Here is a 20904-nt window from a genome sequence, read left to right as displayed (position 1 = left end):
GATCAGCCACCCCCCTGCAGACCGGCGCGGATGACCTCGCGGCCGATCGGCGCCGCGATGGAACCGCCGGTGGCCTCGGCGCCCTCGTCACCGCCGTTCTCCACGATCACCGCGACCGCGATCTGCGGGTTCTCGGCCGGGGCGTACGCCACGTACCAGCCGTGCGGCTTGTCCCCGACGTCGCCGTGCTGGGCGGTGCCGGTCTTGGACGCGATGTTGATCCCGGCGATCTTGCCGGAGCCCTTGGTGTTCTGCTCCGACTGGAGCATCATGCCGCGGATCGTGCGCGCGACCTCCGGCGAGACGGCCTGGTTGAGCTCCTCCGGCTGCATCTCGCTGATGGTCGACTTGTCCGGCGCCGTGGTCCGCTTGACCAGCTCCGGCTTCATCAGCTTGCCGTCGTTGGCCAGCGCCGCGACCATCATCGCGTTCTCCATCGGGGTCACCCGGACGTCGCGCTGGCCGATGCCGCTCTGGTACAGCGACGGGGCGTCGGCCATCGGGCCCATGTCCGACTTGGCGACCCGCATCGGCATGTTGATGTCGCTGCCGAAGCCGAACGCGGCGGCGGTCTCGCGCATCTTGTCCGCGCCCAGCTTGCCCGCGATCTCGGCGAACGCGGTGTTGCACGAGTGCGCAAGCGCCTTGGTCAGGGTGTTGCCCTTGCAGGTGCTGCCGCCGTAGTTCGGCAGCTGCGTGCTCGTCCCCGGCAGCGTGATCGACGGCGCGTCGGTGACCGTGCTGTTGGCGTTGTAGCCGTTCTGCAGCGCCGCCGCGGTGGTGATCAGCTTGAACGTCGAGCCGGGCGGGTAGATCTCCGAGACCGCGCGGTTGGTCATCGGGTTGCCCTCGGCGGCCGAGAACTCGTTCCAAGCGGCCTGCGCCTGCTCGTTGTCGTGGGTCGCCAGCTTGCCCGGGTCGTAGGACGGGGCGTTGGCCATCGCCAGGATCGCGCCCGTCTTCGGGTCCAGCGCGACCACCGAACCCTGGTAGCCCTTGCTGGTCAGCTCCTCGTAGGCGACCTTCTGCATGGCCGGGTCGATGGTCAGCTCGACGTCACCGCCGCGCGGCTGCCTGCCGGTGATCATGTCCGAGAGCCGGTCGAAGGCCAGGCTGTCGTCGGTGCCGTTGAGCACCGAGCCCTGGGCCCGCTCGACGCCGTTGGAGCCGTAGACGAACGAGTAGTACCCGGTGACCGGCGCGTACATCGGCCCGCTCGGGTAGGTCCGCAGGTACTTCAGGTTGTCCTGGGTCTCAACCGAGTTGGCGACCGACTCGCCGCCTGCGATGATCTGCCCGCGCTGGCGGGAGTACTCGTCGTAGATCGTCCGCGAGTTCAGCGGGTTGTCCCGGAGCTCGTCGGCCCGGATCACCTGGACGTAGGTCGCGTTGCCCATCAGCAACACGACCATCACCATCATGGCCAGCGCCACCCGGCGCAGCGGCTTGTTCATCGGGGACGCTCCACCAGTTCGGTATGTGCTTCGGCGATCGGAGCCTGCTTCGGCTTCGGCTTCGCCGGGGTCTGCGGGCGCCGGGCGGCGTCGGAGATCCTCAGCAGCAGAGCGATCAGGATGTAGTTCGCCAGCAGCGACGAGCCGCCGTAGGCCAGGAAGGGTGCGGTCAGACCCGTCATCGGGATCAGCCCGGTGCTGCCGCCGGCGACGACGAACAGCTGCATGCAGATCGCGAACGCGAGACCGCCGCCGAACAGCTTGCCGAAGGAGTCCCGCACCGCCAGCGCGCTGCGCAGGCCGCGCATCACCAGCAGCAGGTAGACCATCAGCAGCGCCATCAGGCCGACCAGGCCGAGTTCCTCACCGATCAGGGTCAGGATGAAGTCGCTCTCCCGGACCGGGGTCAGCTTCGGCTCGCCACCACCGAGACCGGCGCCCCCGATGCCGCCGCTGGCCATCCCGAACAGGGCGTTGCGCAGCTGGAAGCCGGGGTCGTAGTCGTCGCTGGGGATGGTCATCGGGTCCAGCCAGGTGTTGACCCGCTCCTGGACGTGGGTGAACAGGTTGAACGCGATGACCGCGCCGATCGCGAACATCGACAGGCCGATGCCCACCCACACCGCGCGCTCGGTGGAGATGTAGAGCATCACCAGCACCATGCCGAAGAACAGCAGCGAGGTGCCGAGGTCCTTCTCCAGCACCAGGACGCCGATCGACAGCAGCCAGGCGAAGATCACCGGCATCAGGTCCCTGGGCCGCGGCCAGTCCACGCCGAGGAAGCGCTTGCCCGCGGTGGTGAACAGCTCGCGCTTGGACACCAGGAACGACGCGAAGAAGATCATCAGCAGGATCTTCGCGAACTCGCCCGGCTGGATCTGGCCGAGCGGGCCCAGCCTGATCCACAGCTTCGCGCCGTTGGCCTCCGAGATGCTGCTGGGCAGCAGGCCGGGCAGCGCCAGCAGCGCCAGCCCCACGAAACCGCAGGTGAAGCTGTAGCGGGCCAGCGTGCGGTGGTCCTTGATCAGCGCCAGCACGACGATGAACAGGGCCACGCCCACGGTGGCGTAGGCGATCTGCTTGCCGGTGAACGGCGAACCGCTGACCTCGGCGAAGTCGATCCGGTGCAGGACCACCAGGCCGAGGCCGTTGATCAGCGACACCAGCGGCAGGATCAGCGGATCCGCGTACGGCGCCCACCGCCGGACCGCCACGTGCGCGGTGCCGAACAGCGCCAGGAACGCGGCACCGTAGTACAGCAGTTCCCGGCTGAGGGTCTGCTCCTGGCTGATCTGCACCAGCATGATCGCGATGGTCACGATCACGGCGGAGCAGATCAGCATGAACAGCTCGGTACCCCGTCTGGTGGCCGGCCGGGGGATCCGGTTGAGGCCGGTGAGACTGGGCTTTCCGGCTGCGGGGGCCGGCTGCGACATCAACTCACCGTCCGGCAGGTGACACCCGGTTTCTGCTCCTGCGTGTGCAACGGGGTGGCTTCCGGGTTGGGGATTTGTTCGGGCGGCGGGACCTGGCCCTGGGGCGGCGGGAGCTGCCCGGAAGGCTGGTTCGGGTCGGGGTTGGGCGGCGGCAGCTGCTGCTGGGGCGGCGGTGCGGGTTGCGGCTTCTCGCACTCCGGCAGGAGCGCGGTCATCCGCAGGTGCAGCATCGCCGCACGTGCCGCTTCCAGCCCGTCGACCTCGGTGATGCCGTTGCTGACGTCACCGCGCTGGGCGGGCTGCAGGTCGTGCAGCTTGATCGGATCGCAGGTAGGGGATGAGTCGGCAGGGCACGAGTCCTCGACCTGCCTGCTCAGCGGCATGCCGAGGATGCTGCCCTGCACCCCCTGGAAGATCACCACGTCGTCGGCGTGGTTGACCCCGATGTAGTACTGGTTGAGCATCCACCAGCGCCCGACCAGCGCTGCCCCCGCGAGCACGACCAGCACGCCGACGATCACCAGCACCGAACGCAGCCAGCGCCGGCGGCGCCGCGGTTCGGCAGGCGGGGACGTGGGTTCGTACCGCTGCGGCTGGGGCCGCGGCAGGGTTGCCGCCGACGCCCGAGCCGCCGAGGAATCCGGCTGCGGATGCTCATCGCCATTTCCCGCCGCGCCCCCGACGATCGGTGCGTTGTCGCCGAACTCGACGTCGACGACGTCCGCGATGATCACAGTGACGTTGTCCGGACCGCCGCCCTTGAGGGCGAGCTCGATCATCCGGTCCGCGCACTGCTGCGGGTCGGGTATGCGCAACGCCTCCGCGATGGTCTCCTCGCTGACCGGTCCGGTCAGGCCGTCCGAGCACAGGAGGTAGCGATCTCCCGCCCGGGCCTCCCGGACCGCCAGGCTCGGCTCCACCTCGTGACCGGTCAACGCCCGCAGCAGCAGCGAGCGCTGCGGGTGGTTGGCGGCCTCCTCCTCGGTGATCCGGCCTTCGTCGATCAGCGACTGCACGAAGGTGTCGTCGTGGGTTATCTGGGATAGCTCGCCGTCGCGCACCAGGTAGGCGCGGGAGTCGCCGATGTGGACCAGGCCCAGCTTGCTCCCCGCGAACAGCACCGCGGTGAGCGTCGTCCCCATCCCGTCCAGGTCGGGGTCGCTGGCCACGAGCTCGGAGATCGCACCGTTGCCGGACAGCACCGCGTCGCGGAGCTGTCCGAGCAGGTCGTCGCCGGGCTCGTCGTCGTCCAGCGGCGCGAGCGCCGCGATGACGACCTTGCTGGCCACCTCACCGGCGGCATGGCCTCCCATGCCGTCCGCGAGGGCGAGTAGTCGTGGGCCGGCGTAGACCGAGTCCTGGTTGTTGGAACGCACCAGGCCGCGGTCGCTGCGGGCAGCGTAGTGAAGGACGAGGGTCATGAGCGCAGCTCGATCACCGTCTTGCCGATTCTGATCGGAACGCCGAGCGGGACCTTGGTCGGCCCCGTGACCTTCGCCCGATCGAGGTATGTGCCGTTAGTGGAGCCTAGATCTTCCACGTACCAGTCGGTGCCGCGGAGCGACAATCTAGCGTGCCGGGTCGACGCGTAGTCGTCGTCCAACACCAACGTGGAGTCATCGGCCCGGCCGATCATGATCGGCCTGCCTTCGAGCGAGATCCGGGTACCCGCGAGAGCGCCGTGGGTCACCACCATCTGCCGGGGTGCCCTGCTCTTCCCGCGGGCCTGCTTGCCCGGAGCCTTGCTCCCACCCGGCATCGGTACGCGCATGCCGGACGCCGAGTGCAGATCGGAACGAACCACGCGAAGCGCGGCCAGCACGAACAACCAGAGCAGGGCGAGGAACCCTGCTCTGGTCAGCTGAATCACCAGCTCTGGCACTTGTTGTGAACGCTCCTACTCGTTGTCTTCGGGTGCGTGCACCCGGCGGTCGGCTCAGCCCTGGCTGCGGAAGACCAGGGAGGAGTGGCCGACCCGGATCACGTCGCCGTCGGCCAGCTGCCAAGTCTGCACCGGAGTGCCGTTGACCGTGGTGCCGTTGGTCGAACCGAGGTCGGCGAGCATCGCGCTCTGGCCGTCCCAGGTGATCTCGATGTGCTTGCGGGACACACCGGTGTCGGGGAGCCGGAACTGGCCCTCCTGACCGCGGCCGATCACGTTCGAGCCGTGCTGGAGCGTGTAGGAGCGGTTCGAGCCGTCGTCGAGCTGCAGCGTCGCGGTGAGCTGGCGCGGAGCGGCCTCGGGGTAGCCGCCGGGAGCGCTCGGCGGGTAGGCACCGCCGGGCTGCTGGTAGCCCTGCTCGGGGAAGCCGCCGGGCTGGCTCGGCGGGTAGGCGCCACCGGGCTGCGGCTGGCCGTAACCCTGGTCGTAGCCCGCGGGCTGCCCGTAGCCCTGGTCGTAACCGGGCTGCGGCTGGCCATAGCCCTGGTCGTAGCCGGCGGGCTGCCCGTAGCCCTGGTCATACCCGGCGGGCTGGCCGTAACCGGGCTGGGGCTGCCCGTAACCCTGGTCGTAGCCGCCCGGCTGGGGCTGGCCGTAGCCCTGGTCGTAACCCGGCTGCGGCTGCCCGTAACCCTGGTCGTAGCCAGGCTGCTGGCCGTAGCCCTGGTCGTATCCGGGCTGCTGCCCGTAGCCCTGGTCGTAACCGCCTGCGGGCTGCTGCTGGCCGTAACCGCCCTGGTCGTAACCGGGCTGCGGCTGGCCGTAGCCGTAGTTGGGGTCTTGCCCGTACTGGCCTTGGCCGTAGCCCTGGTCGTAGCCGTACTGCCCCGGCTGCTGGCCGTACGGATCTCCCTGGGGGTAGTGGCCTGGTGGCTGGCTCATGGGTCGGTCTCCTGCGGTACGAGGGGTTGCCGCCCGTCGGCTTACGTCGGGGTCGACGGACGATCTGATTCGAAACTGTCCCGTGTGCAGCGTTTCAGAGCGCTCCAGGGAGACTACGACGTCACCATATGTGTCCCACCCCTGCTCGGTGAGATGCTCCTGAACGCAGTCGGCGAGGAGGTCGGTGACCCGATCCTCATCACCGGCGAGCCGTTCGTGATCGGGGGCGCTCAGTTGCACTACGTAGTGATTGCAAGCAAGCAACCGCCCACCGGCGAGCTCGCGGATCTGCAGCTCGGCTTCCCGCTGCAGAGCCTGTGCGACCTCCTGGGGGACGACCTTCCCGCCGAAAACGCGCGCGAAGCCATTACCGACGATGCCTTCGAGCCGGCGCTCGAAGCGCTGCACGAGGCCCACGACAATCCCCTCCACGCGAACGACTCCACCGACCATCGTATCTGGGTCAACGGGCCGAGACACCGCCCAGTTCCCAACCGGCCCAACCCCCCCGGCTAAGCCCCTAGTCAGGCCGTGTTAGTCTTCAACGGCCAACAGCGCGGGGGACCGGAACCCAGCAGGTTCAACTGCAGGTTCCAGACCCCGGTGCGAGGGGCCGGAAGCGAGCAGGATAAGCTTCAGGCAAGCCACGGGCGAGTGGCGGAATGGCAGACGCGCACGGTTCAGGTCCGTGTGTCCGTAAGGACGTGAGGGTTCAACTCCCTCCTCGCCCACTCCGCGAAGCGGGGGCGTTCACCGAGAGGTGAGCGCCCCCGCTTCGTTTTGTCGGGGCGGGTGTCGTAGATCACCGGGGCGGCGCGGTATGTCCACGCGGTTCGGCCTGTGCTCCGGTGGCGTTGACCAGCGGCTGGGGCATGTGTGGGCAGTGCCACTGTCCTTCGATCCGAGCGGCGTCGGCGTGCTCGGCCTGCACTCCGAGCTGGGCTGCCTCCTCTGTGCCCAGGGGCGGAAGATGCGGCAGCACACGGTCCGATGTGGACAGACCATCCAGTCCTGCCGCCGATGTCAGCACGGTCACCGGTGTTCGGATCCGGAGGTTTTCGGCCGGCCATTGGGTGGTCCTCGCAGGGCCACCTTCCCCGTTGGCGGGTGACCACGGCGAGCTCAGACTTGAGGCATGGCCAACAAGGAACTGGGCGACTTCCTCCGCGCCCGCCGCGCCGGACTCACACCGGAGGAGATCGGGCTCCCGGTCGAGCTCGGTGCCGGTCGCCGGGTCGCCGGCCTGCGGCGCGGCGAGGTCGCCCGGTTGGCCGGGGTGAGCGCCGAGTACTACACCCGGCTTGAACAAGGCCGCGCCGGACAGCCCTCCGAGCAGGTGCTGCTCGCCCTGTCCGACGCCCTGCGGCTGGACGACGTCGAGCGACGGCACCTGTTCACCCTCGCCGGCACCGCGTCCGGGATGCGGGACCGCGGCGAGCACTCGGCGCGACTGCGGCCGGCGATGCGACAGGTGTTGGAGTCGATGGACTCGTGCCCTGCCTACGTCCGCGACGGCAACCTCGAGATCGTCGCCGGGAACGCGCTGTGGGCACTGCTGTTCCCCGATATCGCCGCACTGCCCCGCCGGGAACGCAACATGGTCCGCTGGACGCTGCTGGACCCCCGCGCGCGCCTGGTCTGGTGCGACTGGGAGCGCGTGGCCCGGGACTACGTCCACGTGCTGCGGCTGGCCGCCGCGGACCAGCCCCGCAACCAGCGCATCACCAACCTGATCGGCGAGCTGATGGTGCGGTCACCGGAGTTCCCGGCGTGGTGGTCCGAGCACCGCGTCCACGAACGCAGCGCCGGCAGGAAGCGGATCCACCACCACATCGTCGGTGACCTCGAGCTGCAATTCGAGATCTTCACCCCGGTCGCCGACCCGAGCCTGTCGATGCTGGTCTACGCCGCCCCGCCCGGCTCTCCCAGCGAGGAGCGCCTGCGGCTGCTCGCCAGCTGGGGAAGCGAGCCCACGGCCGCGGCACCCGGGGAGCGCTGACACCGACTCCTGACCGGCCCCAGCGGGCATCCGGCCACCCCCATCACCCAGACACGCGTGCGCCGCGCACGCGGAGTCGATATCGCCGTGCGCACACGCGCCCGGCGGCGCTCGATCACGGCTTGAGGGCCGTCACTGAAAGGAAATCCCTGATGAGCAAGACGTTCCTGGTCACCGGTGTCAGCACCGGGCTCGGACTGGCGATCGCCCGGCAGGCGCTGGCCGCCGGGCACCGGGTGGCCGGCACGGTGCGCACCGAACAGCACGCGGCCGCCTTCCAGTCCCTGGACGCCGAACGCGCCCGGGCCTTCATCCTCGACCTGGCCGACGAGGACCGGATCGAGCCGACCGTGCGCGCCGCCGAAGCCGCGTTCGGGCCGATCGAGGTGCTCGTGGCCAACGCCGGTTACGGCGTCGAGGGCACCTTCGAGGAGTCCCCGATGGCCGATCTGCGCCGCCAGTTCGAGGTCAACGTGTTCGGCACGGTGGCGACCATGAAGGCGGTGCTGCCCGGTATGCGCGAACGGCGGGGCGGTCACATCTTCGTGATCACCTCGATGGGCGGGATGACCACGTTCCCCGGCCTGTCGTTCTACGAGGGCAGCAAGCACGCGATGGAGGGCATCACCGAGGGACTCGCACAGGAGGTCGCGCAGTTCGGGGTGCGGGTGACCGCGGTGGCCCCCGGCGCGTTCGCGACCGACTGGGCGGGCCGGTCGCTGGCCCGCGTGCCACGCGGCATCCCCGACTACGACGAGCTGTTCGATCCGATCCGCGCCCGCCGCCAGGCCCTGGCCGGTCAGGGGATCGGCGATCCCGACCGCGCCGGGCAGGCCATCCTCACCGTGCTCGACGCCGACACGCCACCCGTGCACCTGCTGCTCGGCTCGGACGCCCTGCGCCTGGTCACGGCTGGACGTCAGCGTGTCCAGAACGACATCGACACCTGGAAGGACCTCAGTCTGTCCACTGATCGCTCCGATGGCGGAGTCACCGTCTCCTCCTGACACAGCGGTTGCCGTCGCTTCGTTTTGTCGGCGCGGTGTGAGGGTTCTTACTGATCGTCCCGCTCGTGCTGTTCTGTTCGAGGCCAACGGGATTCGGGCGTACCTTCTCCCTGCCGCGCCGCCGCGCGGGATCCGAGAGGGAGGACTGCCGAAGTGAGCGTCGAACGGGTCAGCCCGCCGCCGACGGCCGGGGAGCGCGAGATGTTGCGGTCGTACCTGGACTTCCACCGCGCGACGCTGGCCTTGAAGTGCGAGGGGCTGTCGGACGAGCAGTTGCGGCGGCGGTCGATGCCGCCCTCGGCGCTGTCGCTGCTCGGGCTGGTGCGGCACATGGCCGAGGTCGAGCGGACGTGGTTCCGGCGGACGATCAACGGTGAGGACATCCCGCTGGTGTGGTCGTCGGAGGGCGACTTCCAGGCGGCCTACGACGGCGGGTCGTCCACCCGGGCGGAGGCGTTCGGGGCATGGCAGGCCGAGGTCGAGCACTCGCGGCGGATCGAGCGGGCCGCGGAATCCCTCGACATCACCGCGTATCAGCCGAGGTGGGGGCACGACGTGTCGCTGCGGATGGTGATGCTGCACCTGATCCACGAGTACGCGCGGCACAACGGTCATGCCGACTTCCTGCGGGAGGGCATCGACGGAACCGTCGGCGCCTGAAGCAAAATCGCTGGACCCGGCCGGCGGGCAGCCGCTACCTTGCCCGCATGTCCAGCCCCGAGGCGTCAAGACCGCGGCCACCGCTCGTCCGGTGGCCGCGCATGTCCTCTCGCTGAAGGCCCCGCAGGGGCCGCGTTCCGCGACATCCCGGCACCGGACGGCACCGAACACATCCGGATTGGGCCGTACAACTGGGAGAAGTCGTGACGAACAACGATGGCTGGGATCTGATCGTGGTCGGCGCCGGGTCCGCCGGCGCCGTGCTGGCGGGCCGCTCCGCCGCGCGGGGGAAGAAGGTTCTGCTGCTGGAAGCGGGTCCGGACCACCGGTCCGCGCAGCTGCCGGAGATCTGGCGGTCGCCGAATCCGCTCCGGGCGCTCGGCGACCCGGCGGCCGGGGCGCACCTGTTGCAGCGCGGTCTGCTGGCCCGCCGCACGGAAGCGCAGGCCGCGCAACCGTATTTCCAGGGCCGAGGTGCGGGCGGTGGTTCGACCGTCAACGGCCAGATCGCGATCCGGCCGCCGGTCGAGGACTTCGACGACTGGGCCGCCGACGGGTGCGAGGGCTGGTCCGCCCGCGAAGTGCTGCCGTACTTCGTGAAGCTGGAGGACGACGCGGACTTCGGGGACGCGCCGTGGCACGGCCGCGGCGGGCCGATCCCGATCCACCGCACGCCGCGGGCGGATTGGGGCGCGGTGGACGCGGCGCTGCACGCCGCTGCCGTCGACGCCGGGTACGGATGGGCCGAGGACGTCAACGCGCCCGGGGCCCGCGGGGTTTCGCCGTACCCGATCAACTCGCGGAACGGGCGCCGGGTCTCGACCAACGACGGTTATCTGGAGCCCGCGCGGGACCTGCCGGGTCTCGCCGTCCGGGCCGGCGCGGTCGTCGACCGCGTTCTGCTGTCGGGACGGCGGGCCGTGGGCGTGCGCTTCCGCGCCGGGGGCCGGGTGGAGGAGGCGCACGCCGACCGGGTCGTGCTCAGCGCGGGCGCGGTGCATTCCCCCGCGATCCTGCAACGTTCCGGCTTCGGCCCGGCCGAACGGCTTCGCGCGCTCGGGATCGAGGTGCGCGAGGACCTGCCGGTCGGCCGGGGCCTCCAGGACCACCCGCTGAGCATCCTCGGCTTGCCGCTGGACGAGCGGTCGTCGGCCGGGCCCGACGACCGCTACACCAACGTCTGCGTCCGGTACACCAGCGACGGGCCGGACCCGGTGCCGCACGACCTGATGATGGTGGCGGCCAACCAGAACGTCCTCGCCCTCGCGACCGCCGACGTCGGGGCCGGTGCGGGCGCGCTCGTGGTCTGGCTGAACCAGGTGCGCTCGCGCGGCGAAGTGCTTCTGGCCACCGCCGATCCCGCGGCGCAGCCCCTGCTCGACCAGCGCATGCTCGCCGACCCGAGCGACCTGGCCCGGCTGCGCTCGGGCGTCCGGTCGCTGCTGGAGCTCGCGCGCGGCAGCCACCTGACGGCCATCACCGACGGCCGGTTCGACGAGGTGAACGCGCCGCTGCTGACCGTGGTCGACGACGACGCGGCGCTCGACGCCCACCTGCTGCGGACGGTGACCGACGGCCAGCACCTCACCAGCAGCTGCCGCATGGGGAACCCGGACGCCCCGTCCACAGTGGTCGACCCCGGCTGCCGCGTGCTCGGCACCGAGGGGCTGCACGTGGTCGACGCCTCGGTGTTCCCGTCGTGCCCGCGGGCCAACACCAACCTCGCGACCATCATGGCGGGCGAACTGGTGGCCGACCGGCTCGACTGATTTCCGGTGGACGAATCATGCCGCCCGGTGTGGTCTTGTGACAGACCAACCGGGCGGCTACATTTTGTTTCCGACGACGCATCGGCGGATTGTCCGAAGGCGTTACGGTGGTGGTCCGGGCACTTTTTCCTCTCTTTCTTTTCCTGGAACGTCCGGGACATTCATTGCTAGGGCCTTAAGGCCCGTTTCCGGGGCCGAAACCGGTCACCCGCAGTAGTTTCGGCCGATGTCCGAGAACTCCGGCAATGCGGCTTGTACCGGGCAGCGCACCGGCCTACGGTGGTATCGGCCGCCGAGAAAGCCTGGTGGCCGGTAGCTCTGATCGTGACGGAGCGCAACATGGGGTGAACGGATCATCCGCGGGTACTCGTGACCCGATGACCGCACGGGCTATTTCCGGAAATGCTCTTCTGGTGCGGAGAAGAATCATCGTCGCGGGTGCGTGCCGGCCGATGACGGCCGGAAATCCTGCCGCCCGGGTTCCGGTGAACCGCGGGCGGCACCGGATCAGCACAACCCGAAAGCGAGATCGGAAAATGCGTATCAAGGTGATCTTCGGCAAGAGCCGTTCGGGCAACGGCTGGGGCAATGGCTGGGGCAACGGCTGGGGCTGGGGTTGGGGCCACGGCTGGGGCTGGGGCTGGGGCAACGGCTGGGGCTGGGGCCACTGGGGCGGCTGGTGGGGCTGCTGAGTGACCTGCCCAGCTGAATCAGCGCAGCTGGTTGTTCCGGGTGTAGCTCCCGCTCCCGCAGCGGGAGCTACACCCGTGTCATCGGGGATGAGGTGAGCTCGTGCTGGGGGTCGCGAGGTGGCTGGTCCGCCCGCCGGAGGGCGACGCCGAAGGAATCGTGGAGGCGGCGCCCGCGAAGCGGGTGCGGGAGGTCTTCCGCCGGTTCTGGCCGGACGCGCGGCCGTTCTGGGGCTGGATGCTGCTGAGCCTGCTGCTGGTCCTGCTGGCGCCGCTGATGGACGCCGCGGGCATCTGGCTGTTCAAGGTCCTGATCGACGACGTGCTGTCACCGCGGAACTTCGCGCTCTTCCCGCTGGTCGCCGCCGCCTACGCGGTGGTGACGCTGGTCGGGGGCGCGATCGAGTTCGGCAGCCAGTACCTGACGGTGTGGATCGGGGAGAACTTCCTCAACCGGCTGCGCGTCCGCGTGTTCGCGCACCTGCACACGCTGTCGGTCGGCTTCTTCGACCGCCGCAGGCTCGGCGACACGCTGAGCAGGCTCACCGGTGACGTTGCCGCGATCGAGCAGCTGGTGCTGTCCGGGGTCGCGCAGACCTTCTCGTCGCTGGTCAAGATCGTGGTGTTCGCCGGGGTCATCTTCTACCTCGACTGGCGGCTCGCGCTGGTGGCGCTGATCGCGGTGCCGCTGTTCCTGTGGATCGCGAAGTTCTTCGCGGTGCGGATCAAGGTCGCGGCCCGCGAGGTGCGCGGGCGCACCGGGTCGATCAGCACCGTGGCCGAGGAGAGCCTGGGCAACGCACCGCTGATCCAGGCGTACGGGCGGGAGCACGCCGAGGTCGAGCGCTTCTCCCGGCAGAGCCGCGCCAGCGTCGGGGCCGAACTCGCCTCCGCCCGGATCGGTGCGCTGTTCTCGCCGATGGTCGACCTGGTCGAGGTGATCGGCGTGATGGCGATCCTGGGCGTGGGCATCTGGGAGCTGTCGGCCGACCGGATCAGCCTCGGCGGGCTGCTGGCGTTCCTGGTGTACCTGACCCAGCTCTACACCCCGGTCCGCGAGCTGGGGCAGCTGACCAACACGGTGTTCGAGGCGTCGGCCGGCGCCGAGCGCATCATCGACCTGCTCGACCAGAAGCCGCAGGTCAGCGCCCCGGCGAAGCCGGTCCCGCTCGGGCGGGCCCGCGGGCTGCTGCGGGTGGACGGGGTCAGCTTCCGCTACCCGGAGACCAGCGACGACGTGCTGACCGACGTCAGCTTCGACGCCGAGCCCGGCACCACGACCGCCGTGGTCGGCGCCAGCGGCGCGGGCAAGTCGACGCTGACCAAGCTGCTGCTGCGGTTCTACGACCCGACGCGCGGCCGGATCAGCCTGGACGGGCACGACCTGCGCGACCTCGACCCGGAGGAGCTGCGGGCCAACATCGCGATCGTGCTGCAGGAAACGCTGCTGCTGGACGGAACCATCGCGGACAACATCCGCGCCGGTCGCGCCGACGCCACCGACGTCGAGCTGGTCCGCGCGGCCGAGGCCGCCGACGCGCACGAGTTCATCCTGACCCTGCCCGACGGTTACGAGACGCGCGTCGGCCAGCGCGGCAGGCTGCTCTCCGGCGGCCAGCGGCAGCGGATCGCCATCGCCCGCGCGATGATCCGCGACGCCCCGGTGCTGCTGCTCGACGAGCCGACGACGAGCCTGGACGCCGAGTCCAGCAAGCGGATCCTGGCGCCGCTGCGGCGGCTGATGGCGGGCCGCACGACGATCGTCATCTCGCACAACCTGCTGACCGTCTCCGACGCCCACCACATCCTGTTCCTCGACCGGGGAGTGGTGACCGAGGCCGGGACGCACACCGAACTGCTCACCAACGGCAGCGGTTACGCCCACCTCTACCGCCTGCACCACCCGTCGCCGAACGGTTCTCCCAACGGCGTCGCGCCCGGGGGCTAGGACCCCAGCGGCAGCCGCTCCCGGATCGGAGCGGTGACGGACTCGCCGCGCCGCAGCGCCAGGAACCAGCGGCGGCCGTTGTCGAAGTAGCGCATCCCCTTGCGCACGGCGGGAACCTGCGTGACGCGGTGCAGCTGGTACTGCCACGGCGGCTGCGGCTCGTGCCGGGACGCCATCGAGTAGGAGAACGACAGCGCGTCCCGGTCGAGGTACTGGTCGGCCCGCTCGAACCACGCCATGCTGCTGCGCGCCGCCGCCTGGATCGGGCGCAGCGCGGCGCGGGCCCGCTGGTCGAAGTCGCGCAGCGCGACCTCCACGTTCCGGTTGTCGTAGAGGCTCTGAGCCAGGTTGATGGCGTCCAGCATCGCCAGCCGGGTGCCGGAGCCGATGGTGAAGTGCGTGGTGTGCGCGGCGTCGCCGATCAGCACGATGTTGTCGTGGATCCAGGACTCGTTGCGGACCTGGGTGAAGCGCAGCCATTGCGCGGGCCGCCCGCGGGACTGGCTGATCAGCCGGTGCCCCTCCAGCGGGCGCTCGAAGATCCGCTCCAGCAGCCGGATCCCCTCCTCGTGGTCGATGGAGTCCAGGCCGAGGTTGCGCCAGGTCTGCTCGGTGCACTCGACGATGCAGGTGCTGATCCCGGCGCTGGACGGGTAGGCGTGGAACCAGATCCAGCCCTGCGGGGTCTCCTCGAACGCGAAGGTGAAGCGGTCGAACACCTTGTCCGTGCCCAGCCAGATGTAGGGGTTGCTGCCGGTGTCGGTCCGGGTGCCGAAGACGTCCGCGCGGGACTGCCGGATCTTGCTGTTCACCCCGTCCGAACCCACGATCAGGTCGGCGTCGGGCAGCGCCGCCGGATCGGTGATCTCACGCTGGTACTCGATCTTGACGCCGAGGGTCTGCGCGCGGCGCGCGAGGACGTCCAGCATCGCGGCCCGGCCGAGGCTGTAGCCGTACCCGCCGAGGTAGGCCGAATCCGCGTCGTTGAGGCGGATCTCCTGCTCCTGCCACAGCGTGGACGCGGCGCGCAGCTGCTGGGCGCTCTCCCGGTCGTTGCGGTAGAGCACGTCCAGCAGGTCGTCCCAGTACACGACGCCCCAGCCGTAGGTGGCCCCGGGCGGGTCGCGCTCGATGATGCTGATCTCGTGGTCGGGATCGCGCAGCCGCACCGAGATCGCGAAGTACAGCCCGGCCGGACCGGCACCAACGCAGCAGATCTTCATTCCCGCAACCTCCCCCGGAAAACTGGCGGAGAGCCCCCTTCTCCGCCTCGCCCCATGCTGCACGCAGCGGGCACAGGTCGCAGCGTGCGGCCCTAGGGCTCCAGGTAGGCGACCAGGGCCGCGCTGTCGTCGGTGTCCAGGACGACGTCGAACTGCTTGGCGAGCACGCCGGGCACCTCGGACGCCGCGAGCCGCCGCTTGTCGACGGCGCCGTCCGGGCGGGTCGTGGTGAGCACCGTGCCGTCCAGGGTGTGCAGGAACCCGGGGCCGATGCGCATCGCGTGCAGGTCGCCGGAGAACGGCGACCGGGGGTGCGTGGCGATGTAGTGGTTCCCCACGCGGTGGTCGATGGTGTAGGCGGGGTTGGTGGTGAAGCGGTGCAGGACCATCCAGCGCTCGCCGGTCCAGCGCTGCACCTCCCACTCGCCGGTCCCGGAGACCTCGTGCAGCCGGTTGGTCCAGCCGCCCTCGGTGTCCTGCGCGCCGTCGGCGAACTCGATCGGCCCCAGCGGACCGCAGCCGAGCCCGACGTCGCAGATCCAGCGCGTTCCGGAGGCTTCCACCAGCAGCAGCGAGTGGGTGGCGGGGATCAGCCTGTCGGAGTCCATGACGACCCGGGACAGCAGCCCGGTGATGGTGTAGCCGAGCCGTTCCAGCACGGCCGCGAACAGGCCGACGTGCTCGTAGCAGTAGCCGCCGCGCGGCCGGCGCACCAGCTTGTCCTGGACGGATCCGAGGTCCAGGTCGACCGGGCGGCCGAACACGACCTCCAGGTTCTCGAAGGGGATCGCGGCGATGTGCGCCAGGTGCAGCGCGCGCAGCGTCTCGGCGGTGGGCGCGCGGTCGCCCCGGTACCCGATGCGGTCGAGGTAGGCGTCCAGGTCGAGGAGTTCGGAGTTCCAGCCGTAGCCGGGGCCCCGCCGCGGATGCGCGATCTCGATGCTCATCGTTGTCCTCCCGGGAGTTCTGCACCGTCGCCTAGCAGTTCGAGCGAACCGGAGGTCGCCGAAATTCCGGATCAGGCCGGATTTCCTGATCAGGCCGGATTTCCGAACCAACCGGGCACGTCCAGCCGGAAGACTTCGGGGGTGACCTTGCGGAGGTCGTCCTCCAGCGCGCGCAGGCGCTGCTCGCCGATCTCCTCCGCCCACCGCGCCCGCAGCGCGTCGAAGATCCGCGCCGAGCGCCGGAGGCAGTCGAGCCCGCGGTCGGTGAGCCGGACGACCTTGCGCCGCGCGTCGCGTGCGTCGGCGCCGCGCTCGACGTAGCCGAGCCGTTCGAGGGAGTCGACGGTCTTGGCGGCGGCCTGCTTCGAAATCCCAAGCGCACGGCCGAGTTCGGCCGCGGTGGTGCCGTCCGGCCCGATCGCCTGGAAGACGAAGCCGTGCGTGGGCCGGACGTCCGGGTGGCCCTGGCGGGCCAGTTCGGCGTGGAGTTCGTCCACGAGCGCCCGGAATCCGAGGAACAGGCGCATCGGCAGCTCGAACCCGGGAGCGTCAGCGGTTGACATTTTCGACAACCAGGTTAACCATCTCGACAACCATGTTGTCGATTTTAGGAGATCCGACCATGCCTGTCATCCGCGCCGCCGACAGCCGCCGTTCCGACACGCCGAACGGCGTGATGACCACGCTGGCCTCGCCGACCCAGGGCGGAACCGGACTCGCGCTCTGGCGCGTCGACCTCGAACCCGGCAAGGGCGGGCCGAGGCACGCCTTCGACGCCGAGCAGATCTGGACCGTCCTGTCGGGCACCGCCACCGTCGACCTCGACGGCGTCGAGCACGTCGTGACCTCCGGGGACACCGTGGTCCTGCCCGCGGGCGCGCCGCGCCGGATCACCGCCGGGCCGGACTCCGGGGTCGCGGCGATCGTCGCCGCGCCTGCCGGAACCCGCGTCTACAACCCGGAGGGCCGCACCGCCGACGAGGCGTGCGACCAGGCTCCGAAGGGCGCGCAGCTGCTGCTCCCGCCCTGGGTGGTCTGACCAAACGCGGAACCGGGCTTCACTCCTCCTGGTGATTGTGCTGGGCTATGTGCCGTCAGCACGAGGAGGTACGAGATGGCGGGAAACAGCCGGGATCCCGGTCGTTCGGTCACGGCACGGGCCCTGAGCGTGCTCACGGCCTTCGACATCGACCACACCCGGCTCAGCCTGACCGCCATCGCCCGCCGGGCCGGGATCCCGCTGGCCACCGCGCACCGGCTGGTCCGCGAGCTGGAGACCTGGGGCGCGCTGCACCGCGACGGCGACGGCCAGTACGCGGTCGGGCTGCGGCTGTGGGAGATCGGCCTGCTCGCGCCGGTGAACAGCACCCTGCGCCAGGTCGCGCTGCCGTTCATGCAGGAGCTCTGCGCGGCCACCCGGGACAACGTGCACCTGGCCGTGCGGGACGGGGTCGAGGCGGTCTACGTCGAGAAGCTGACCGCGCACAGCTCGGTGCCGATCATCTCCCGCAGCGGCGGACGACTGCCGCTGCACTCGACCAGCGTCGGCAAGGTGCTGCTGGCGCACGCGCCCGCCGCGCTGGTGCACGAGTACTGCGAGCGCGGCCTGAGCAGGCACACCCCGTACACGATCACCGAGCCCGGGCGGCTCGGCAAGGAGCTGCAGGGCGTGCGCCTGCGCGGTTTCGCCCAGGCGACCGAGGAGATGTCGCTCGGCAACTGCTCGGCGGCCGTCCCGGTGCGGGACGGCACCGGCGCGGTGGTCGCCGCGCTCGGCGTGGTCGCCCACAGCGCTCGGGCCGAGGTCCCCAAGCTGGTCAAACCGCTGATCCCGGCGGCGGAGGCGATCCGGCAGCGGCTGGGCGAGCAGCACCGGCAGATGCGGGACGTGCTGTCGAACTGAGGGCGGTCGGCGCGCTTCCCCGACCTGACTCACCTGATTGGAGGACCGCCGGGCTGAAGTCCGGTTGCCGTTCGTCGACCAGTCACCGACCACTGTCGGCCGCCGGTCGCACGGGCCCTGTCGGGTCATCTGAGAAAGGCGCCGAGCTGTTTAGGTTCAGGACTGCCCGCCACGCGAGTGGCCGCCGCAGCAGCTAGGGAGGCGGAAAGCCGTGACCGGAACGCCGGGACGTGCCGTGGTCGACAACGAGATCCGGGTCTGCTCGGCCCATGTGCGCTCGCCCCTGGACCTACCCTCCTCGATAGGGACCCTCGCCGAGCTCTCGGCGAGCGTCCTGGGCTGGACGGGCAGCGTGCTGCCGCCGCTGAAGCTGCTCGGCAGGCACGTCGTGCCGGTCGCCGACCTGGTGCCCGACGCGCACGCCGAGCGGCTGTGCCTGGGCAGCGAACCGGTGCTCGACCGCGCCGAGATCGCGACCTGGGTGTGGCCGGAGATGGACGGCAGGGTGCCGCCGCCTGCGGCGCGGGTCAGCGGCGTGCTCGCCCCGGCCCGGCACTGGCGCAGCGCGCTGACCGACGCGGTGCCGTTCGCCCGCTTCACCAACACCGCGATCGTCGTGCCGCGCAGCGTCACGCTCGCACCGGACTTCATGGAGACCTGCCTGATCCGGGCCCGCCAGTTCGGCGTCGGGGTGCTCAGCGCCGACGGCGAGACCGTGCAGGTCGAGCTCGCGGGCCGCTGCTTCGACGACGCCCCGCCGGTCGAGCACACGGCGGTTTCGCGCTGGATCAACGAGGTCGTCTACCAGCAGCTGCTGTCCCTCGACGTCCCGGCGCCCTCCCGCAGCTGAGCCGGACGAGCGCGGACGCGGCCCTTAGGGTTGGGGCATGCGAGTGGCGATTGCGGGCGGGCACGGGCAGATCGCGCGACTGCTGGGCAGGCGGCTGGCCAGGCGCGGGGACACCGCGCTGGGGCTGATCCGCAACCCCGACCACGCGGCTGATCTGCGCGTCGACGGGATCGAACCGGTGCTCGCCGACCTGGAGCACACCGACGCGGCGACCCTCGCGGACCGGATCGCGGGCTCCGACGCCGCGGTCTTCGCCGCCGGAGCCGGTCCGGGCAGGGGTGTCCCGCGCAAGGACACAGTGGACAGAGCGGCGTCCGGGCTGCTGGCCGACGCCTGCGAGCGTGCCGGGGTCCGGCGGATCATCCAGATCAGCGCGATGGGCACCGCGCGGCCGAACCCGGCGGACGTGGGCGAGGTCTTCGGCGCGTACCTCGACGCCAAGCGCGCCGCCGAGGCCGACCTGCGCGCCCGCGACCTGGACTGGACGATCCTGCGCCCGGGCCTGCTGACCGACGACGCGCCGACCGGCAGGGTCACGATCGCCGAGTCGGTGCCGCGCGCCGAAGTCACCCGCGCCGACGTCGCGGCCGTGCTGGTCGCGCTCCTCGACGCGCCCGGGGCGGCGCAGCACACGCTGGAGATGGTCAACGGCGACACCCCGATCGACGAAGCCGTCCGCAGCGCGCTGGCCTGATCCACGAGCCGAGGGCTCCTTGATCTTTGAAGCGGTGGCGGCGCTTCGGTCCCGCAGCGAGAAGGCAGGCGCGTGAGGTTCCGCCACCCCGACGGCTACTTCGCGTTCCGGCTCACCCCGAGCACCCGGTCCAGGTAGGGGTTGCCGAACACGCCCTCCGGGTCGACCTCGTCGCGGACCCGCAGGAAGTCGTCGAACCGCGGGTAGCGCTCCCGGAGGTCGGCCGCGGCGAGCCGGTGCATCTTGCCCCAGTGCGGGCGTCCGCCGACCGCTCCCACGATCGACTCGAACGTCTCGAAGTAGTGCCGGTACGGCATTCCCGCGAACTGGTGGATCGCGACGTAGGCGGACGGGCGCCGGTAGGCGGTCGACAACCAGATGTCGTCCGGCGCGGCCACGCGGACCTCGATCGGGAACATGACGGGATGTTCGAGCTTGCCGACCGTCGCGCGCAGCTCGCGGATCACGGCGCCGAGCTGGTCGAGCGGGACGGCGTACTCGGACTCGACGAACCGGACCTCGCGCCTGGTCACGAAAACGCGGTGCGAGCGGTCGCTGTAGGAGCGGGCCGAAAGCGCCGAGCCCGCGAGCCGGTTCAGCGGTCGCACCAGCGCGGGCAGGCCGCGGCCGAGCCGGCACAGCGCGCCGAAAACCCGGTTCTCCAACAGCTCGTACTCGACGAAGTGCCGCAGCGGGCTCAACGGCTGCCGCGGCGCTCCGTCCGGCAGCCGGTTGTTGCGCTTGACCAGCGTCTTGGTCCCGTGCGGGAACCAGTAGAACTCGAAGTGGTCGTTGCCCGCGGCCAGCTCGTCGAACCGCTCCAGGACGGCGTCCAGCGGTTCCGGGCGCTCGTCGGCGACGAGCCCGAAGGCGGGCACGCAGCGCAGGGTGACGGTGTGGATCACGCCCAGCGCGCCGAGGCCGACCCGCGCGGCGGCGAACAGCTCGGGGTTCTCGGTCGCCGAGCAGCGGCGCGGCGAACCGTCCGCCAGCAGCAGTTCCAGCGCCTCGACCTGGGTGGCCAGCCCGCCGAGGCCCGCGCCGGTGCCGTGGGTGCCGGTGGAGATCGCCCCGGCGAGGGTCTGGGCGTCGATGTCGCCGAGGTTGGCCATCGCGAGGCCGTGCTCGTCGAGCTCGCGGTTGAGCTGGTGCAGGGGGGTGCCCGCGCGGACGGTCACCAGGTCGCCCTCGGTGCGCGCGATCCCGGTCCACGCCGAGAGGTCCAGCGCGATCCCGTCGGCCGGGGGCGCGCCGATGCCGGTGAAGGAGTGCCCGGAGCCGAGCGGGCGCACCCGGTGTCCCGATCCGGCGGCGGTGCGGATCGCTTCGGCGGCGGCCTCGGCATCGCGCGGGGTCAGGGTCCTGGCGGGCGTCGCGGACTCGGTCCCGGCCCAGTTCCTCCAGCTGGTCATGACGGAAAGCCCCTTCCGGCTGACACACGGTGAGGGAGAAATTATGTGAATATGATTCACATAACAAGGGTTGTCGGCATAACGTGGGT

19 protein-coding genes and 1 tRNA gene are annotated in these 20904 nt (G+C 70.6%); 11 read left to right on the top strand and 9 right to left on the bottom strand.

Features of this window, described 5'->3' with window-relative positions; genetic code table 11:
• Nucleotides 1-2 precede the first annotated feature (2 nt).
• From ABD691_RS33190 to ABD691_RS33170, 5 genes are read right to left on the bottom strand one after another with little or no spacing between them, the layout of a single operon-like run.
• Nucleotides 3-1454, bottom strand: coding sequence for a peptidoglycan D,D-transpeptidase FtsI family protein (locus ABD691_RS33190; RefSeq protein WP_344686331.1), 1452 nt, complete (start codon nt 1452-1454; stop codon nt 3-5).
• On the bottom strand, nt 1451-2890 hold the full coding sequence (locus tag ABD691_RS33185) for an FtsW/RodA/SpoVE family cell cycle protein (protein WP_344686330.1): 1440 nt from the start codon (nt 2888-2890) through the stop codon (nt 1451-1453). Before ABD691_RS33185 ends, ABD691_RS33190 begins: the two co-directional genes overlap by 4 nt.
• The gene (locus ABD691_RS33180; protein WP_344686329.1) at nt 2890-4311 is read right to left on the bottom strand and encodes a PP2C family protein-serine/threonine phosphatase; all 1422 of its coding nucleotides are present in this window, start codon (nt 4309-4311) and stop codon (nt 2890-2892) included. The genes ABD691_RS33185 and ABD691_RS33180 overlap by 1 nt, the downstream gene beginning before the upstream one ends.
• Nucleotides 4308-4772, bottom strand: a complete 465-nt coding sequence (locus ABD691_RS33175) for an FHA domain-containing protein FhaB/FipA (protein WP_344686328.1) — start codon at nt 4770-4772, stop codon at nt 4308-4310. The genes ABD691_RS33180 and ABD691_RS33175 overlap by 4 nt, the downstream gene beginning before the upstream one ends.
• A gap of 54 nt (nt 4773-4826) precedes the next feature.
• Entirely contained in the window at nt 4827-6131 is a 1305-nt protein-coding gene (locus tag ABD691_RS33170; protein ID WP_344686395.1) for an FhaA domain-containing protein, read from the bottom strand.
• A 231-nt stretch (nt 6132-6362) separates the two neighbouring features.
• Here ABD691_RS33170 and ABD691_RS33165 point away from each other — a divergent pair.
• From ABD691_RS33165 to ABD691_RS33135, 7 genes are all read left to right on the top strand, one after another.
• A tRNA-Leu gene (locus ABD691_RS33165) sits at nt 6363-6445 on the top strand.
• 404 nt (nt 6446-6849) lie between these two features.
• Nucleotides 6850-7713, top strand: coding sequence for a helix-turn-helix transcriptional regulator (locus tag ABD691_RS33160; protein ID WP_344686327.1), 864 nt, complete (start codon nt 6850-6852; stop codon nt 7711-7713).
• Nucleotides 7714-7865: 152 nt separating this feature from the next.
• Entirely contained in the window at nt 7866-8720 is an 855-nt protein-coding gene (locus ABD691_RS33155) for an oxidoreductase (protein WP_344686326.1), read from the top strand.
• 201 nt (nt 8721-8921) lie between these two features.
• Nucleotides 8922-9380 (top strand): DinB family protein, encoded by a 459-nt coding sequence (locus ABD691_RS33150; protein WP_425565222.1) that lies wholly within the window; start codon nt 8922-8924, stop codon nt 9378-9380.
• Between the two features lie 203 nt (nt 9381-9583).
• A complete protein-coding gene (locus tag ABD691_RS33145) occupies nt 9584-11149 on the top strand; it encodes a GMC family oxidoreductase (RefSeq protein WP_344686324.1) in 1566 nt (521 codons plus the stop codon).
• Between the two features lie 536 nt (nt 11150-11685).
• Entirely contained in the window at nt 11686-11841 is a 156-nt protein-coding gene (locus tag ABD691_RS33140) for a hypothetical protein (protein WP_344686323.1), read from the top strand.
• 100 nt (nt 11842-11941) lie between these two features.
• Nucleotides 11942-13786 carry an ABC transporter ATP-binding protein gene (locus ABD691_RS33135; RefSeq protein ID WP_344686322.1) on the top strand — a complete coding sequence of 615 codons (1845 nt, stop codon included), beginning with the start codon at nt 11942-11944 and terminating at the stop codon, nt 13784-13786.
• Here the strand turns inward: ABD691_RS33135 and ABD691_RS33130 are convergent.
• The 3 genes from ABD691_RS33130 to ABD691_RS33120 form a co-directional block, all read right to left on the bottom strand.
• Entirely contained in the window at nt 13783-15009 is a 1227-nt protein-coding gene (locus tag ABD691_RS33130) for an FAD-dependent monooxygenase (RefSeq protein WP_344686321.1), read from the bottom strand. The two genes, ABD691_RS33135 and ABD691_RS33130, sit on opposite strands and share 4 nt — an antisense overlap.
• Before the next feature lie 92 nt (nt 15010-15101).
• Nucleotides 15102-15956 (bottom strand): arylamine N-acetyltransferase family protein, encoded by an 855-nt coding sequence (locus tag ABD691_RS33125; protein WP_344686320.1) that lies wholly within the window; start codon nt 15954-15956, stop codon nt 15102-15104.
• A gap of 89 nt (nt 15957-16045) precedes the next feature.
• Nucleotides 16046-16519 (bottom strand): MarR family winged helix-turn-helix transcriptional regulator, encoded by a 474-nt coding sequence (locus tag ABD691_RS33120; protein ID WP_344686319.1) that lies wholly within the window; start codon nt 16517-16519, stop codon nt 16046-16048.
• 59 nt (nt 16520-16578) lie between these two features.
• Between ABD691_RS33120 and ABD691_RS33115 the strand changes: the two genes are divergently transcribed.
• From ABD691_RS33115 to ABD691_RS33100, 4 genes are all read left to right on the top strand, one after another.
• On the top strand, nt 16579-16995 hold the full coding sequence (locus tag ABD691_RS33115) for a cupin domain-containing protein (RefSeq protein WP_344686318.1): 417 nt from the start codon (nt 16579-16581) through the stop codon (nt 16993-16995).
• A gap of 75 nt (nt 16996-17070) precedes the next feature.
• Nucleotides 17071-17859: an IclR family transcriptional regulator gene (locus tag ABD691_RS33110; protein ID WP_344686317.1), complete on the top strand. Its 789-nt coding sequence runs from the start codon at nt 17071-17073 to the stop codon at nt 17857-17859.
• A gap of 211 nt (nt 17860-18070) precedes the next feature.
• Complete coding sequence (locus ABD691_RS33105; protein WP_344686316.1) at nt 18071-18709, top strand: hypothetical protein; 639 nt, start codon at nt 18071-18073, stop codon at nt 18707-18709.
• A gap of 37 nt (nt 18710-18746) precedes the next feature.
• Nucleotides 18747-19403, top strand: coding sequence for an SDR family oxidoreductase (locus ABD691_RS33100; protein WP_344686315.1), 657 nt, complete (start codon nt 18747-18749; stop codon nt 19401-19403).
• 95 nt (nt 19404-19498) lie between these two features.
• Here the strand turns inward: ABD691_RS33100 and ABD691_RS33095 are convergent, their stop codons facing one another.
• Nucleotides 19499-20815, bottom strand: a complete 1317-nt coding sequence (locus ABD691_RS33095) for a D-arabinono-1,4-lactone oxidase (protein WP_344686314.1) — start codon at nt 20813-20815, stop codon at nt 19499-19501.
• Nucleotides 20816-20904 lie beyond the last annotated feature (89 nt).

Source organism: Saccharopolyspora taberi (assembly GCF_039534165.1).
Taxonomy (GTDB): Bacteria; Actinomycetota; Actinomycetes; order Mycobacteriales; family Pseudonocardiaceae; genus Saccharopolyspora_D; species Saccharopolyspora_D taberi.
Note: the sequence above shows the minus strand (reverse complement) of the source record. Positions and strands in the feature narration are given on the sequence as shown.

Bases quoted from the DNA above. Each gene is read 5' to 3' on its own strand.
- ABD691_RS33190 (WP_344686331.1), bottom strand. From the start codon at position 1,454: ATGAACAAGCCGCTGCGCCGGGTGGCGCTGGCCATGATGGTGATGGTC.
- ABD691_RS33185 (WP_344686330.1), bottom strand. From the start codon at position 2,890: ATGTCGCAGCCGGCCCCCGCAGCCGGAAAGCCCAGTCTCACCGGCCTC.
- ABD691_RS33180 (WP_344686329.1), bottom strand. From the start codon at position 4,311: ATGACCCTCGTCCTTCACTACGCTGCCCGCAGCGACCGCGGCCTGGTG.
- ABD691_RS33160 (WP_344686327.1), top strand. From the start codon at position 6,850: ATGGCCAACAAGGAACTGGGCGACTTCCTCCGCGCCCGCCGCGCCGGA.
- ABD691_RS33155 (WP_344686326.1), top strand. From the start codon at position 7,866: ATGAGCAAGACGTTCCTGGTCACCGGTGTCAGCACCGGGCTCGGACTG.
- ABD691_RS33150 (WP_425565222.1), top strand. From the start codon at position 8,922: ATGTTGCGGTCGTACCTGGACTTCCACCGCGCGACGCTGGCCTTGAAG.
- ABD691_RS33140 (WP_344686323.1), top strand. From the start codon at position 11,686: ATGCGTATCAAGGTGATCTTCGGCAAGAGCCGTTCGGGCAACGGCTGG.
- ABD691_RS33130 (WP_344686321.1), bottom strand. From the start codon at position 15,009: ATGAAGATCTGCTGCGTTGGTGCCGGTCCGGCCGGGCTGTACTTCGCG.
- ABD691_RS33125 (WP_344686320.1), bottom strand. From the start codon at position 15,956: ATGAGCATCGAGATCGCGCATCCGCGGCGGGGCCCCGGCTACGGCTGG.
- ABD691_RS33120 (WP_344686319.1), bottom strand. From the start codon at position 16,519: ATGTCAACCGCTGACGCTCCCGGGTTCGAGCTGCCGATGCGCCTGTTC.
- ABD691_RS33115 (WP_344686318.1), top strand. From the start codon at position 16,579: ATGCCTGTCATCCGCGCCGCCGACAGCCGCCGTTCCGACACGCCGAAC.
- ABD691_RS33110 (WP_344686317.1), top strand. From the start codon at position 17,071: ATGGCGGGAAACAGCCGGGATCCCGGTCGTTCGGTCACGGCACGGGCC.
- ABD691_RS33100 (WP_344686315.1), top strand. From the start codon at position 18,747: ATGCGAGTGGCGATTGCGGGCGGGCACGGGCAGATCGCGCGACTGCTG.
- ABD691_RS33095 (WP_344686314.1), bottom strand. From the start codon at position 20,815: ATGACCAGCTGGAGGAACTGGGCCGGGACCGAGTCCGCGACGCCCGCC.